At 60.1% G+C, this 14,834-nt stretch carries 13 protein-coding genes; 4 read left to right on the forward strand and 9 right to left on the reverse strand.

Annotated elements, in window-relative coordinates:
* Nucleotides 1–151: 151 nt before the first annotated feature.
* The 9 genes from ABH912_RS13645 to edd all read right to left on the reverse strand — a co-directional run bounded on the left by ABH912_RS13645 (nt 152) and on the right by edd (nt 11,369).
* Nucleotides 152–1,312, reverse strand: coding sequence for an ABC transporter ATP-binding protein (locus ABH912_RS13645; RefSeq protein WP_033056820.1), 1,161 nt, complete (start codon nt 1,310–1,312; stop codon nt 152–154).
* Nucleotides 1,313–1,314: 2 nt separating this feature from the next.
* Nucleotides 1,315–2,160: a carbohydrate ABC transporter permease gene (locus tag ABH912_RS13650; protein ID WP_033056821.1), complete on the reverse strand. Its 846-nt coding sequence runs from the start codon at nt 2,158–2,160 to the stop codon at nt 1,315–1,317.
* Nucleotides 2,153–3,061 carry a carbohydrate ABC transporter permease gene (locus ABH912_RS13655; protein ID WP_033056822.1) on the reverse strand — a complete coding sequence of 303 codons (909 nt, stop codon included), beginning with the start codon at nt 3,059–3,061 and terminating at the stop codon, nt 2,153–2,155. The genes ABH912_RS13650 and ABH912_RS13655 overlap by 8 nt, the downstream gene beginning before the upstream one ends.
* A gap of 149 nt (nt 3,062–3,210) precedes the next feature.
* Complete coding sequence (locus tag ABH912_RS13660; RefSeq protein WP_033056824.1) at nt 3,211–4,512, reverse strand: ABC transporter substrate-binding protein; 1,302 nt, start codon at nt 4,510–4,512, stop codon at nt 3,211–3,213.
* A gap of 117 nt (nt 4,513–4,629) precedes the next feature.
* Nucleotides 4,630–5,889 (reverse strand): AGE family epimerase/isomerase, encoded by a 1,260-nt coding sequence (locus tag ABH912_RS13665; protein WP_429510904.1) that lies wholly within the window; start codon nt 5,887–5,889, stop codon nt 4,630–4,632.
* 328 nt (nt 5,890–6,217) lie between these two features.
* The gene (locus ABH912_RS13670) at nt 6,218–7,687 is read right to left on the reverse strand and encodes an ATP-binding protein (RefSeq protein WP_429510905.1); all 1,470 of its coding nucleotides are present in this window, start codon (nt 7,685–7,687) and stop codon (nt 6,218–6,220) included.
* Nucleotides 7,677–8,408, reverse strand: a complete 732-nt coding sequence (locus tag ABH912_RS13675; protein WP_033056827.1) for a response regulator — start codon at nt 8,406–8,408, stop codon at nt 7,677–7,679. The genes ABH912_RS13670 and ABH912_RS13675 overlap by 11 nt, the downstream gene beginning before the upstream one ends.
* Nucleotides 8,409–8,586: 178 nt before the next feature.
* Nucleotides 8,587–9,546 carry a glucokinase gene (locus ABH912_RS13680; protein ID WP_429510906.1) on the reverse strand — a complete coding sequence of 320 codons (960 nt, stop codon included), beginning with the start codon at nt 9,544–9,546 and terminating at the stop codon, nt 8,587–8,589.
* Entirely contained in the window at nt 9,543–11,369 is a 1,827-nt protein-coding gene (gene edd, locus ABH912_RS13685) for a phosphogluconate dehydratase (protein ID WP_008155848.1), read from the reverse strand. The genes ABH912_RS13680 and edd overlap by 4 nt, the downstream gene beginning before the upstream one ends.
* 220 nt (nt 11,370–11,589) lie before the next feature.
* Between edd and gap the strand changes: the two genes are divergently transcribed.
* The 4 genes from gap (at nt 11,590) to ABH912_RS13705 (ending at nt 14,783) form a co-directional block, all read left to right on the forward strand.
* The gene (gene gap / locus ABH912_RS13690; RefSeq protein ID WP_033056829.1) at nt 11,590–12,591 is read left to right on the forward strand and encodes a type I glyceraldehyde-3-phosphate dehydrogenase; all 1,002 of its coding nucleotides are present in this window, start codon (nt 11,590–11,592) and stop codon (nt 12,589–12,591) included.
* 29 nt (nt 12,592–12,620) lie between these two features.
* A complete protein-coding gene (locus ABH912_RS13695) occupies nt 12,621–13,085 on the forward strand; it encodes a methylglyoxal synthase (protein WP_008155845.1) in 465 nt (154 codons plus the stop codon).
* A 90-nt stretch (nt 13,086–13,175) separates the two neighbouring features.
* Complete coding sequence (locus ABH912_RS13700) at nt 13,176–13,694, forward strand: RNA polymerase sigma factor (RefSeq protein WP_429510907.1); 519 nt, start codon at nt 13,176–13,178, stop codon at nt 13,692–13,694.
* 123 nt (nt 13,695–13,817) lie between these two features.
* Nucleotides 13,818–14,783 carry a FecR family protein gene (locus ABH912_RS13705; RefSeq protein ID WP_429510908.1) on the forward strand — a complete coding sequence of 322 codons (966 nt, stop codon included), beginning with the start codon at nt 13,818–13,820 and terminating at the stop codon, nt 14,781–14,783.
* Nucleotides 14,784–14,834: the final 51 nt, after the last annotated feature.

The raw sequence follows: 14,834 nt of genomic DNA on the forward strand, positions 1-14,834 counted from the left end.
TGCAGCGGGTGACAGGCCACCCGCCGCATATCCCCCTGTAGGAGTGAGCCGGCTCCGGGCGGCGTTCCGACGATTGCGGACTTTCATTCAACATTTTTGTCGACTGATACACCGCTATCGCGAGCAGGCTCGCTCCTACATTTTTTGATCTTCAGCGGCCTTTGAACTGCGCCACATTGGCACTGTGAGTCTCGGTTTTAGGCTGACCGGCCACCCCCAGGCGCTCACCGGTCTTGGCATCGAACAACAGCACTTTCGATGGATCGAATTGCAGGGTCAGGGTCTCGCCCACGGCCGGTGCAACGTCTGGCGCCAGACGGCAGCAGACTTTGGTTTCGTTGAGATTGACGAACACCAGGGTGTCGGGACCGGTTGGCTCGGTGACCTGGACTTCGGCGCGAATGATCGGCAAACCATTCGGCTCGCTGCCCGCCAGAACGATCTGTTCCGGGCGCATGCCGAGGATCACTTCGCGGTCTTCAAGACCGGCGTCCTGCATGCCCAACGGCAATTCGCAGCGCGCCTGACCACTGTCGAGCAGCGCCACCAGACGACCGTCCTTGCGCTGCAAACGCAGGGGGATGAAGTTCATCGGTGGCGAACCGATGAAGCTCGCCACAAACAGGTTGGCCGGGTTGTTGTAGATGTCTTTCGGCGTGCCGAACTGTTGGATGATCCCGTCCTTCATCACCGCCACTTTGTCGCCCAGGGTCATGGCTTCGATCTGGTCGTGGGTCACGTAGACCGTGGTGGTTTTCAGGCGCTGGTGCATCAGTTTCATTTCGGTGCGCATCTCGACGCGCAGCTTGGCGTCGAGGTTGGACAGCGGTTCGTCGAACAGGTAAATCTTCGGCCGCCGCGCCAGGGCACGGCCCATCGCCACGCGCTGTTGCTGACCACCGGAGAGCTGGCCGGGTTTGCGGCCGAGCAAATGTTCGATCTGCAACAGCTTGGCTACCCGCGCCACTTCCGCTTCGATGTCGGCGGCGGGCATTTTGCGGATCTTCAAGCCAAAGGCGATGTTCTCGCGCACGCTCATGGTCGGGTACAGCGCGTAGGACTGGAACACCATGGCGATGTCGCGGTCTTTCGGGCTCATGCCGCTGACGTCCTGGTCACCGATCATGATCGCGCCGCCGGTGATGGTCTCCAGACCGGCGATGCAATTCATCAGGGTCGATTTGCCGCAACCCGAAGGTCCGACCAGGATCAGGAACTCACCGTCCTTGATCGACAGTTCGATGTTCTTGAGGGTATCCGGCAAGCCGGGGCCATAAGTCTTGTTTACATTGCGAAGTTCGAGCGTAGCCATGATTACCCCTTGACTGCGCCGGCCGTCAGCCCGCGCACGAAATACTTGCCTGCGACCACATAGACCAGCAGGGTCGGCAGCCCGGCGATCATCGCCGCCGCCATATCAACGTTGTATTCCTTGGCCCCGGTACTGGTGTTGACCAAGTTGTTCAACGCCACCGTAATGGGTTGCGAGTCACCGCTGGAGAACACCACGCCGAACAGGAAGTCGTTCCAGATCTGGGTGAACTGCCAGATCAGGCAGACCATGATGATCGGGGTGGACATCGGCAGGATGATCAAGCGGAAGATGGTGAAGAAACCCGCGCCATCCAGCCGCGCCGCCTTCACCAGCGCATCGGGAACGCTGACGTAGTAGTTACGGAAGAACAGCGTGGTAAACGCCAGGCCGTAGACCACATGCACGAACACCAGGCCCGTGGTGGTGCTCGCCAGGCCCATCTTGCCGAGGGTGAACGAGGCCGGCAGCAGGACGGTCTGGAACGGCAGGAAGCAACCGAACAGCAGTAAACCGAAGAACAGTTGCGAGCCTCGGAAGCGCCACATCGACAGCACATAACCGTTCAATGCACCGATGGCAGTGGAGATCATCACCGCCGGGACGGTGATCTTGATCGAGTTCCAGAAGTACCCGTCCACCGTGCCCCAGGCCTTGACCCAGCCAATGCCGCTGACCACGGTCGGCCAGCTCAGCAGGTTGCCGGAGTTGATGTCTTCCGGCGTCTTGAAACTGGTCAACAGCATGACCACCAGCGGTATCAGGTAAAGGAATACGGCAAGGATCAGCACGCCGTAGATCGCGATGCGACTCAGGCTGATGGAAGGTTTGGCAGCGAAACTAGTCATGGCGCTTGGTCCTCAGCTCGGAGTACAGGTAAGGCACGATGATTGCGAGAATCGCACCGAGCATCAGAATCGCACTGGCCGAACCCATGCCCATCTGGCCGCGACTGAAGGTGAAGGAATACATGAACATCGCAGGCAGGTCGGAGGAGTAACCCGGGCCACCGGCGGTCATTGCCGCCACCAGGTCGAAACTCTTGATCGCGATGTGGGCCAGGATCATGACCGCACTGAAGAACACCGGACGCAGGCTGGGCAACACCACTTTCAGGTAAATGCGCGGCATGCTCGCGCCATCGATCTGGGCGGCACGGATGATCGATTGATCAACACCACGCAGGCCGGCGAGGAACATCGCCATGATAAAGCCCGAGGCTTGCCATACCGCAGCGATCACCAGGCAGTACACCACGCGGTCCGGATCGATCAGCCAGTCCAGGCGAAAGCCTTCCCAGCCCCAGTCACGCAGCAATTTGTCCAGGCCCATGCCCGGGTTGAGCAGCCACTTCCAGGCGGTACCGGTGACGATCATCGAGAGCGCCATCGGGTACAGGTAAATGGTGCGAATGAAACCTTCGCGACGAATGCGCTGATCAAGAAACACCGCCAGCAGTACACCGATCACCAGGGTGATACCGATGAACATGCCGCCGAAAAGCGCCAGGTTCTTGCTCGCTACCCACCAACGGTCGTTGTCGAACAGCCGCTCATATTGCGCCAGGCCCGCCCATTTGTAGGTCGGCAGGAAGGTCGACGTGGTGAACGACAAGACGAACGTCCACAGGATATAGCCATAGAAACCGACCAGGACGATGAACATGCTGGGCGCCAGCACCAGTTTGGGGAGCCAGCGCTGCAGTGCATCGAACGGCGAGGCCTTGCTGAACACAGCAACAGAACTCATGGGAAGATCCCGTACGAAGAGAAAATTTACGTTGGAAATGCTTCCCCTTGCAGGAGTGAGCCTACTCGCGATAGCTGAGTGTCAGACTCTGGATGTATCAACTGATACACCGCTATCGCGAGCAGGCTCGCTCCTACAGGGGCCAAGCATTACTTGGCAGCTTTGATGGCAGTGCCGAGCTGCTTGGCGGCAACGGCAGGATCGGCTTTCGGATCGTTGATGAAGTTGGTCACGACATCAAAGAACGCACCTTGTACCGCCAGCGTGGTCGCCATGTTGTGCGCCATGCTCGGCTGCAGGCCGCCGGACTTGGCGTCCGCCAGGAAGTCCTTGGCAGCGGTCTGGGCGCAGGAGTCGAAACCGTACTTGCCCATGTCGCTCAGCATGTCGATTCGAACCGGAATCGAACCCTTGTTGATGCTGAAGACTTTCTGGAAGTTCTCACCCAACACGATCTTGGCAATGTCCTGCTGAGCGGCAGCAGTGCCCTTGTCTTTCTGCTTGAACACCGCCAGGGAGTCGATGTTGTAGGTGAAGGCCTTGTCGGTGCCCGGGAAGGCTACGCACTCGTAGTCTTTGCCGGCGACTTTCTTGGCCGCTGTCCACTCGCTCTTGGCCCAGTCACCCATGATCTGCATGCCGGCCTTGCCGTTGATGACCTTGGCCGCTTCCAGGTTCCAGTCCTGGCCTTTGCCGTCGGCGTCCATGTAGGTCGCGACTTTCTTCAGCTCGGTCAGCGCCTTGACCATTTCAGGGCCGGTCAGTGCAGCGTTGTCGAGGTCGACCAGGGCTTTCTTGTAGCCGTCGACGCCCATGACCGAAAGCACCACCGCTTCGAACACGGTGCTGTCCTGCCAAGGCTGGCCGCCGTGGGCAAGCGCAATGAAGCCCGCCGCCTTGAGCTTGTCACCGGCCGCGTAGAATTCCTGAAGGGTGGTTGGCGCTTTTTCGATGCCGGCTTTCTTGAAGACTTCCGGGTTGATCCACAACCAGTTGACGCGGTGGATGTTCACCGGCACGGCCACGTAATCACCGTCGTACTTCACGGTATCGGAGACTTTCTTGTCGAGCAGGCTGTCCCATTTTTCTGTTTTGGCAGCGTCTTTCAGGACGTCGGTGTCGAGCAGACCGGTAGACGCCCATTCCTGGATGTCCGGACCTTTAATCTGCGCTACGCCCGGCGGGTTACCGGCAACGGCGCGGCTTTTGAGTACGGTCATGGCCGTAGCACCGCCGCCACCGGCGACTGCGCCGTCCTTCCAGGTAAAGCCGTCTTTTTCGACTTGAGCCTTCAGAACATCGACCGCGGCCTTTTCACCACCAGAGGTCCACCAGTGAACGACTTCCACCGAACCTTTGGAATCGGCAGCAAGCGTACTCAGCGGGAATGCAGAAAGGGGAAGCAATGAGGCGAGAGAAATGACAGTAGCGAGGCGAGAAATCGCATTCATCTAGTAGTACCTTTCTTGTTGTTATGCATGCAAGTCTGGTGCTTGCGCTGCATAGGATTCTAAACAGGAGTGATCCCTTCGCAGGTAACGAAGGGACGTTCGAATGTCACCACATGGTTACACAGGAGCGCTCTGGGATAACTGTGCCAGGGCAGTCGCCATGCTCGGCGCCAGAGGCAATCGCGGGATCAATACGGCTTGCCAGGCGTGATAAAGATCAGGTTTACCAGCCCAGATATCGGCGCTCGGGCGATTCTGCGGATCGAGTTCGTGATGCCAGCTGCCGCTTTCACGGTCGATGAAATGGCTGTCGCAGAATTCCCAAAACAGTCGGTACCAGCTTTCGTATTGCGCATCGCCTGTGCGTTTAAGCAGCGCACTGGCGGCGGCGCTGGCTTCGCAATGGGTCCAGTGCAAGCGATGGCGAACCACGGCGCGATTGTCCCAGTCGAGGGTGTAGACAATCCCCGGCGCCCCGTCGATATCCCAGCCGTGACGGCAGTTGTGGTCGAAGAGTTTTTGCGCGTCGGTGGCGAGCCAGCCCGGCGTGAGCATCCCGGCCTTAACCCGCGCCGCTTCGAGATGCAGCATTAGCCGGGCCCATTCGAAACCGTGCCCCGGCGTGGTGCCGTAGGGGCGAAAACCATCGGCCGGGTTGTCGTGGTTGTAGTCGCGCAAGGGTTGCCAGTCGCGGTCGAAATGTTCGACCACCAGGTAATCGTTGGCAGCGGCGTGACCGTGGATCACACGCTCGACGATGCGCTGGGCGCGGCACAGCCAACGGTTCTCTTCGGTGACATCGGCCAACGCGAGAAAGGCTTCGGTGGCGTGCATGTTGCTGTTGGCGCCGCGATAGCGTTCCTCTTCACTCCAGTCGCGGTTGAAGGACTCGCGCATCGCGCCCTCTTCCTCGCTCCAGAAATGCGTGTCGATGATGTCGATGGCATCGTCGAGCAAGGCCTGCGCGCCGGGACGCTGAGCGACGACCGCAGAACTGGCGGCCAGCGCGACGAAGGCGTGCAGGTACGCCGCCTTGCCGGTGTTGCCGTCGCGAAGTTCGGGAGCCGAAAACCAGCCACCGTGTTCGGCGTCACGCAATGGGCCGCTGAGGGCTTTGACGCCGTGATCCACCAGCTCGGCGAAACCCGGCAAGCCCTGAATGTGGGCCATGGCGAAGCTGTGGATCATGCGCGCGGTGTTCATGGTTTCGGCGTGGGCGTTGGCCGGGAGGCAGCCCTTTTCATCAAGATTGCCGAAACCTTCGGGAAGCTTTGAAGCCTTGGCAAACGCCAGCAGGCGCAGGCCTTCGGCGGCGAGCCAGTGCTGATGGGCGGGTGCGTTCAGCCAACTGCTGAACGCGGGTTGGAAGGAGTCCATGGGGTGCCTTTTTTGTTGTTATGACTGGGGGCAGTCTAAACAACGGGCGGTGGTGGGCTTGTAACGAAGGGGGCAGGTTTTGTCACTGGGTGGTGACAAATGATTTAGGGGCTGTGTCGGGCTCAAAATCCACCCCTCACCCTAACCCTCCCGAAACGTCGGACCGCCCCAGGGGGTAGAGGGGACTGACCGAGTTGTTCTTGGAGTTACATCGACCTGAAAAATCTGAGTCGAACTCAGGATCTGAAAGTTCTGGAGATCGGCTCCCTTTCCCCCTCTCCCCCGTGGGGAGAGGGCTGGGGTGAGGGGTGGATCTAAAGGCAGAAACTCAATCCAACGACCGAGGCAAATGCAACGTCACCCGCAACCCACCCTCACGCAGATTTTGCAGGCTGACTTCGCCGCCATGGCTATGCGCAATATTTCGCGCAATCCCCAACCCCAACCCATAACCCTGCTGCTGCCCGGCCAGGCGGAAGTGCGGTTCGAACACCTGCTCCATTCGCTGTTCCGGCACGCCTGGGCCTTCGTCGTCCACATGCAGGATGAACGCACTCTGGTCGTCATCAATGTGCAGATGCGCTTTCTGCCCATACTTCAAGGCATTGTCGATCAGGTTGCCGATGCAACGCTTGAGCGCCAGCGGCTTCCCCGGATACGCCGCCAGCGCACGCCCTTGCTGAGTGACGCGACCATTGCCGTTGGGTGCCAGATACGGCTCCACCAGACAATCCAGTACATGGTTGAGATCGACCGGTTCGATGTTTTCGTGGATGTCGGTGTCTTTCACGCATTGCAACGCGCCTTTGACCAGCAGCTCCAGCTCATCCAGATCCCGCCCGAACTTGGCTTGCAGCGTTTCGTCTTCGAGCAATTCAACCCGCAACCGCAAACGGGTAATCGGTGTGCGCAAGTCATGGGAAATCGCGCTGAACAACTGGCTGCGCTCGGTCAGGTAACGGCTGATACGCTCGCGCATCGCATTGAAGGCGCGACCGACCTCGACCACTTCACTGCCGCCGCCCTCGGCCACCGGTTCGACTTCCGCGCCGAGGGACATGTCACGGGCTGCCCGCGCCAAACGCTTGAGCGGCCGGCTCTGCCAGTGCACCAGCAGACCAATGAACAACAGCAAAAAGCCGCTGGTGAGCACGATGAACCAGACTTGCTGCGCCGGCAGGCCTTGTTCTTCAAGACTGGTGTAGGGCTCGGGCAACAGTGAGGCGATGTACAGCCACTCGCCCGGTGCCATCTGGATCTGGGTGACCAATACCGGCGGGTTAACCGGCTCCAGGGTCAGCGCGTAATGCGCCCAGGAGCGCGGCAATTCATCGAGTTTCAGCCCGCTGTTGAAGATCCGCAGGTCTTCGGGGCTGACGAAGGTCACCGAGATATCGGTGTCCTGGCCCAGGGATTGGCGCAGCACTTCGTCCACCGCTTTGAGCACGGCTTCCTTGCGTGGGGTGATCGGCAGCACTTCCATGCCCAAGGGTTTGTCGTTGAGTGTCACCACAAAACGGGTGCCGCCCATGCTGCGCAACTGGTCGAGTACCAATGGCCGAAACGCTACCGGCAGAGAGCGGAAGTAACTGACGCTGGCGGTCATCGAATGAGCGAGGCTTCGGGCGCTGGTGACCAGGCCTTCAAGCTGGGTGGCGCGCAGTTGCGAGACCCAGATCACGCTCGACAACGTCTGGGCGAACAGCACCGCCAACAGCGTCAGCAGTAACATCCGCCCGAGCAGAGAACGCGGCACGGGAATCCGTGCGGCGAGCTTGCGGAAAAACTCAGTGGCCATTGCTGGCAACCACATTGGCGGCCAGTTGGTAGCCGCTGCCGCGTACGGTACGGATCAGACGCGCTGGTTTTTCGGTGTCACGCAGGCGCTGGCGCAAACGGCTGACGGCCATGTCGACGATGCGATCCAGCGGCATCAAATCACGACCACGGGTAGCGTTGCCGATGGTGTCGCGGTCGAGAATTTCCTGGGGGTGATCGAGGAACAGTTTCAGCAGCGCGAAATCGGCGCCGGAGAGAATCACTTCTTCGCCGTCGATGTGGAACAGCCGGTGGCTGACCATGTCCAGCCGCCAGTCATCGAAGGCCAGCACTTCACTGCCGGAACGTTCCTGACCGAACTGCGCGCGACGCAACAAGGCTTTGATGCGCGCCTGCAACTCACGCGGGCTGAAGGGTTTGCCGAGGTAATCGTCGGCGCCCAATTCCAGACCGATGACGCGGTCGGCCTCGTCGGAGCTGGCCGTAAGCATGATGATCGGCACCTGCGCCTGACGCGGGTGCTGGCGGATCCAGCGGCAGAGGCTGAAACCGTCTTCGTCCGGGAGCATCACATCGAGGATCACCAGATCGCTCGGTGCCTCGTTCATCGCCTGACGAAAGCCTGCGCCGTCGGGCGTGGTACGAACCTGGAAACCGGCGCGGGTCAGGTAAGTGTCCAGCAACTCGCGTATCTCTTGATCGTCATCGACCAACAAAATCGACTTGTTGACTGAGCTCACAGGGGCGGCATCCTTGTTGTTTGAATTGGGCGGATTATGCCTTAAGCGCGGAATCTACAAACACCGCAAAACTACTGTAGGAGTGAGCCTGCTCGCGATTGCGGTTGGACTTCCAATATTTCCGTCTACTGACACACCGTCATCGCGAGCAGGCTCACTCCTACAGGTTGATTGCATTTCAAACGGGGATGGATTGCTCCAGCGCTACCCCTGCCCCCATCAGGCCGGAATACGGCGCCGTCACCAGCCACACCGGGATGCCTTTGAAGTAATCGCTCATGCAGCCCTTGTCGGCAAAGCACCGGGCAAAGCCGCTTTCGATGAAGAAATCGGCAAACCGCGGAATTACCCCACCGACGATGTACACGCCACCCCGTCCGCCCGTGGTCAGCACGTTGTTGCCGGCCACACGACCCAGCCAGCAGCTGAACTGCTCAAGCACTTCCAGGGCAATCGGGTCGCCCGCCAGACCGGCCGCGGTAATCGACTCGGGGGAATCCAGCACGGGCTCATGACCGTCCACCGCACAAATCGCCCGGTAAACCCGCGGCAAACCGCTGCCGCTCAAGGCTGTTTCAGCGCTGACATGACCGATCTCATTGAAGATGTGCTGCCACAACTGAGTTTCCCGCGGGCTGCTCAGTGGCAAATCGACGTGACCGCCCTCCCCCGGCAACGCAGCGAAACGACCTTCGCCGAGGTCGAGCAACGTGCCGACACCGAGGCCAGTCCCCGGACCGATCACCACCGCCGGCCGCAACGGTTCCGGCGTGCCTTCGCAGACCACCCGAAACTCGTCCGGCTGCAAACGGGTCATGCCCAGCGCCATCGCCGAGAAGTCGTTGACCAGCAACAGTTGATCCACCTGCAAGGTCTTGCAGAAACCCTTGCGGCTGAGTCGCCAGTGATTGTTGGTGAACTTGAATTCATCGCCGCTCACCGGGCCGGCCACCGACAGGCACACCGAACCGATCGAACCCGGTTCCAGGCCAAGCCCGCTCAGGTAGAGCGCAATTGCCTCTTCCGGGCTGGCGTGGTCGGCCGTTGCCAGCACCTGGATCGATTCCAGTTGCTGGTTTTTCCACAACGCGAAACGTGCGTTGGTCCCACCGATGTCACCGACCAAAGCCAGTTTCAATTAAGCGTCTCCAGGGCAGAAGTAAAGGCGCTGGCGCCCTGCTCCGCCGAGCTGAAGGCCATGCGCATGAAACCAAACAGTTCGCGACCGCTGCCGATGTTATTGCCCAACAGGCCCTTGGCAGGTTCGCGCGCTGCGAATTCTTCGGCGTCCACCTTAAGCTCCAGGGTGCCTTTGACGCCATCGACGCGAATGATATCGCCCTCTTGGACGCGCGCCAAAGCGCCGCCCACATACGCTTCGGGGCTGACGTGAATCGCCGCCGGAATTTTCCCCGACGCACCGGACATGCGCCCGTCGGTGACCAGCGCCACTTTGAAGCCGCGATCCTGTAGCACGCCGAGGAACGGCGTCATCTTGTGCAGCTCCGGCATGCCGTTGGAACGCGGGCCCTGGAAGCGCATCACCGCGACAAAATCCTTCTCCAGCAAACCAGCCTTGAATGCATCGGCCAGGTCCTGCTGATCCTGGAACACCATGGCCGGTGCTTCGACGACCTGGTTTTCCAACGCAACGGCGGACACTTTCATGACACCGCGGCCGAGGTTGCCTTCCATCACTCGCAAGCCGCCCTCTGGCGAGAACGCACGAGCGACCGGACGCAGGATGGTTTCGTCGAGGCTTTCGATCGGGCCTTCGCGCCAGACCAGTTCGCCGTTTTCGAGGAACGGTTCCATGGTGTAGCGGCTCAGGCCGTGACCCAGCACCGTGTTGACGTTTTCGTGCAGCAACCCGGCTTCCAGCAGTTCGCGGATCAGGAACGACATGCCGCCCGCCGCCTGGAAGTGGTTGATGTCGGCTTTGCCGTTCGGGTAGACGTGGCTCAGGGTCGGCACCACCTCGGAGAGGTCGGCCATGTCCTGCCAGGTCAGTTGAATACCCGCCGCCATGGCAATCGCCGGCATGTGCAAGGTGTGGTTGGTCGAGCCGCCAGTGGCGTGCAACGCGACGATCGAGTTGACCAGCGAACGTTCGTCGACGATTTCGCCGATCGGCATGAAGTCGCCGCTCTGCTTGGTCAGACGCGTGACCTGATGCGCCGCTTCGCGGGTCAGGGCATCACGCAACGGCGTGTTCGGGTTGACGAAAGAGGCGCCCGGCAAGTGCAGGCCCATGACTTCCATCAGCAACTGGTTGGTGTTGGCGGTGCCGTAAAAGGTGCAGGTACCCGGGCTGTGGTAGGACTTCATCTCCGATTCCAGCAGCTCTTCGCGGCTGGCCTTGCCTTCGGCATAGCGCTGGCGCACGTCGGCTTTCTGCTTGTTGGAAATGCCCGAGACCATCGGCCCGCCCGGCACGAAGATCGTCGGCAGATGACCGAAACGCAGCGCGCCCATCATCAGGCCCGGCACAATCTTGTCGCAGATGCCGAGCATCAGCGCGCCGTCGAACATGTTGTGGGACAGCGCCACGGCGGTGGACAGCGCAATCACTTCGCGGCTCGGCAGGCTCAGTTCCATGCCCGGCTCGCCCTGGGTCACGCCATCGCACATGGCCGGGGTGCCACCGGCGAACTGGCCGACGGAGCCGATTTCGCGCAGGGCCTTTTTGATCTGTTCAGGAAAGACTTCGTACGGCTGGTGCGCCGAGAGCATGTCGTTATAGGACGAAACAATCGCAATGTTGGCGGAGTTCATCATCCGCAGACTGTTCTTGTCGTCGGTGCCGCAACCGGCTACGCCGTGGGCGAAGTTGGCGCATTGCAGCTTGCCGCGCATGGGACCGTCGCTGGCAGCACCACGAATCAGTGCAAGGTAAGCCTCACGCGTGGCGCGGCTACGGGCGATAAGCCGTTCGGTGACCTCAAGGACGCGGGGATGCATGTTTAGAACTCCAGGCTAACGGATGTGGCGACCTGATTGTCTATGCTGATCAAGAGCTGTTGTCGATGGGATGACAGACGGTTTTCTTGATCGGTCGGACCAGTTGATTCAGGTCACTCGTTGTAGATTGAACAAAATATTGCCATTAAAAAGGCTTGTTTTCTATTTTTATGCGAATAATCTTGTAATTCCAACAACAAAACGACGGCGGCCCTGTTAAATGACTCTTCGAATCGCAATCAATGGTTTTGGCCGAATTGGCCGTAACGTCCTGCGCGCACTGTATACCCAAGGTTATCGCCAGGATCTGCAGATCGTTGCCATCAATGATCTGGGCGACAGCGCGATGAACGCTCATCTGCTCAAGTACGACACTGTTCACGGCACGTTCGATGCCGATGTCCAGCACGATAAGGAAAGCCTGACCGTCAACGGCGACCGTATTTCTGTCAGCGCCATTCGCAACCCGGCCGAACTGCCTTGGGCCGCCGAGAAGATTGACGTCGTATTCGAATGCACCGGTTTGTTCACCGACCGCGACAAAGCCGCCGCGCATATTACGGCCGGCGCACGCAAAGTAATCATCTCGGCCCCGGCCAAAGGCGCCGATGCCACGGTGGTGTATGGCGTTAACCACGACATTCTGCGCCAATCGCACCAGATCATTTCCAATGCTTCGTGCACCACCAACTGCCTGGCCCCGGTGGCCCAGGTGTTGCACCGCGAGCTGGGAATCGAAAGCGGCCTGATGACCACGATCCACGCCTACACCAACGATCAGCACCTGACCGACGTCTATCATGTCGATCCGTACCGTGCGCGTTCGGCCACCCAGAACATGATCCCGAGCAAAACCGGCGCGGCTGAAGCGGTCGGCCTGGTGCTGCCGGAACTGGCGGGCAAACTGACCGGTATGTCGGTACGCGTGCCGGTGATCAACGTGTCGCTGGTGGACCTGACCGTGCAACTCAAGCGCGAAGCGTCGGCCGATGAAGTGAACGCGCTGCTGAAAGAAGCCAGCCAGCACTCGAAGATTCTTGGCTACAACACCCTGCCGCTGGTCTCCAGCGACTTCAACCACAACCCGCTGTCGTCGATCTTCGACGCCAACCACACCAAGTCCAGCGGCAAGCTGCTCAAGGTATTGGCCTGGTACGACAACGAATGGGGCTTCTCCAACCGCATGCTCGATAACTGCCTGGCGCTCTGCAACGCTGAGTAACCCGCCGTGAAAAAGCAGGAGCAGCACCGATGATCGGTATCAGCTTTACGCAAAAGACCATGGCAGCGCGCAAGCGTATTGCCTTGGTCGCCCATGACCACTGCAAAGTGTTTTTGCTGGACTGGGCCGAGCGGCAGAAAGACAGGCTCGCGCAGCATGAACTGGTCGCCACCGGCACCACCGGGTTGTTGTTGCAACAACGCCTGGATTTGCCTGTGGAGAGCATGATCAGCGGCCCGTTGGGCGGCGACCAGCAACTCGGCGCGCGAATCGCCGAGCAGCGGGTCGACATGCTGGTGTTCTTCTGGGACCCGTTCGAACCACAGCCGCACGACCCGGACATCAAGGCGTTATTGCGCGTCGCGGCGGTCTGGAACATTCCCGTCGCCTGCAACGAATGCAGCGCCGACTACCTGCTCAGCAGCCCGATGATGGAGCAGGCGCACGAACATCGGATTCCCGATTACGCGACCTATCTGCTGGGCCGCGCCTAGCCCTTCGAAAATCAGCTTCACAAATCAATACTTGACCACTCGAGCGGATGATAAGCATTATCATTCGCTCGAAATGGATCAGGTTCTCCCGTGAGTCAATCTCGCTTCAATCACGTCTTCATCGCCCAGCGAGTCTCTCTGCTGCGCACCTTGGAGAGGATGGTCAACAATCACAGCACCGCCGAAGACCTCCTGCAGGAGACCTACCTGCGAGTGACCCGGGCGCTCAATGAGCGGGCCATCGATCACCTTGAACCCTTCGTTTTCCAGACCGCCCGCAACCTGGCGCTGGACCATTTACGTGCGCGGCGCATCCAGTCCCGCACGATGCTCGACGACGTGCCGCTGGACGTGGTGGAAAGCGTCGCCGCCCCCGCCAGCAGTGCCGAGGACGCCGCCCATGCCGAACAATTGCTTGAGCGTTTGAACGTGAGTCTCAATGAACTCAGCGCCCGTCAGCAGCAGATCTTCATCCTCAGCCGTCTGCACGGGCACAGCTATCTGGAGATCGCCGAGAAGCTCGGCGTGTCATTGAGCACCGTGCAAAAGGAGCTGAAATTGATCATGGCGATCTGCATCGGCGTGGCCGAACGGTTAAACGGCGACTGAATCTGTAGGTTTATTCTCCATGCATGAGGATGACCTGCACTGACTATCGGGCTTTGCTACCCTTGCCCACTTTCAAGCTTCACTAAAAAAACAGCGGTGCCAAGACACTGCCGAGGAAACACCGTGACGGACACCCACCGCTCCCTTCCGCCCTCCCCGGCGCGGGACCCTGCAAGCGCGATGGACCAGGCCCTGGACTGGCTGATCGTGCTGGACAGTCCGAGCGAGGAACAGACCCGACAGTTTCATGACTGGCTGACCGCCCATCCGTCGCATGCCGAAGCGTTCGCCAAGGCTCAGGCGATCTGGGAGGGTCCGCAGGTCGTGCAATGCGCGCAAAGCCTGGCCGCCCGGCCGCCGAAAGTGACCGTCCTGTCGCGCCTGCGCCCCCACTGGAAACCCTTGGCCACCGCCGCCGTGCTGATCCTCGGTTTGTTCAGTTTCAGCAATCTGCCGATTCGCCTGCAGGCTGATCACCTGACCGTGGTCGGTGAACGCCAGCGGCTGCAACTGGAGGACGGCTCGAAGGTCCTGCTCAATACCAACTCGGCGTTCTCCAGCACCATCAACGATCAACAGCGCGTGGCCCGTTTGTATCAGGGCGAGGCGTTTTTCGAGGTGGCGGCCAATCGCGGCCAGCCGCTGGAAATCGACGCAGGGCCGGTCAAGGCCAGCGTGCGGGACACCGCGTTTGCGGTGCGTTATCTGGACGGCGTGGCACAGGTTCGGGTGCAGCGTGGGGATGTCGACCTGCGAGCGACCCGCGACGACGCGCGAATTCGATTGTCCGCCGGAGAAAGCATTCGCATCGGCCCCAACGGTTTCGATCGCCCCGTAAAACTCGATGCCGCGACCGAGCTGGCGTGGGTCCAGGGCCGACTGGTGTTCGAAAACTGCCCGCTAAGCCAGGTGCTGGCGGAGCTGCGTCGCTACTACCCAGGCTGGATTATCAACAACAACGAGCAGTTGGCCGACATCGCCGTCACCGGCAATTACCGCCTCGACCAGCCGCTGGACGTGGTCCGTTCGCTGGCCCACATCACCTCGGCACGGCTCCAGGAATTCCCGGCGCTGGTGATTTTGAACTAAATGAGAATTATTTTTACTCGATAGCCAAACCCCGTACGTCTCGTTATAGCC

The organism is Pseudomonas sp. BT76 TE3572, from assembly GCF_050435365.1.
Taxonomy (GTDB): domain Bacteria; phylum Pseudomonadota; class Gammaproteobacteria; order Pseudomonadales; family Pseudomonadaceae; genus Aquipseudomonas; species Aquipseudomonas fluorescens_W.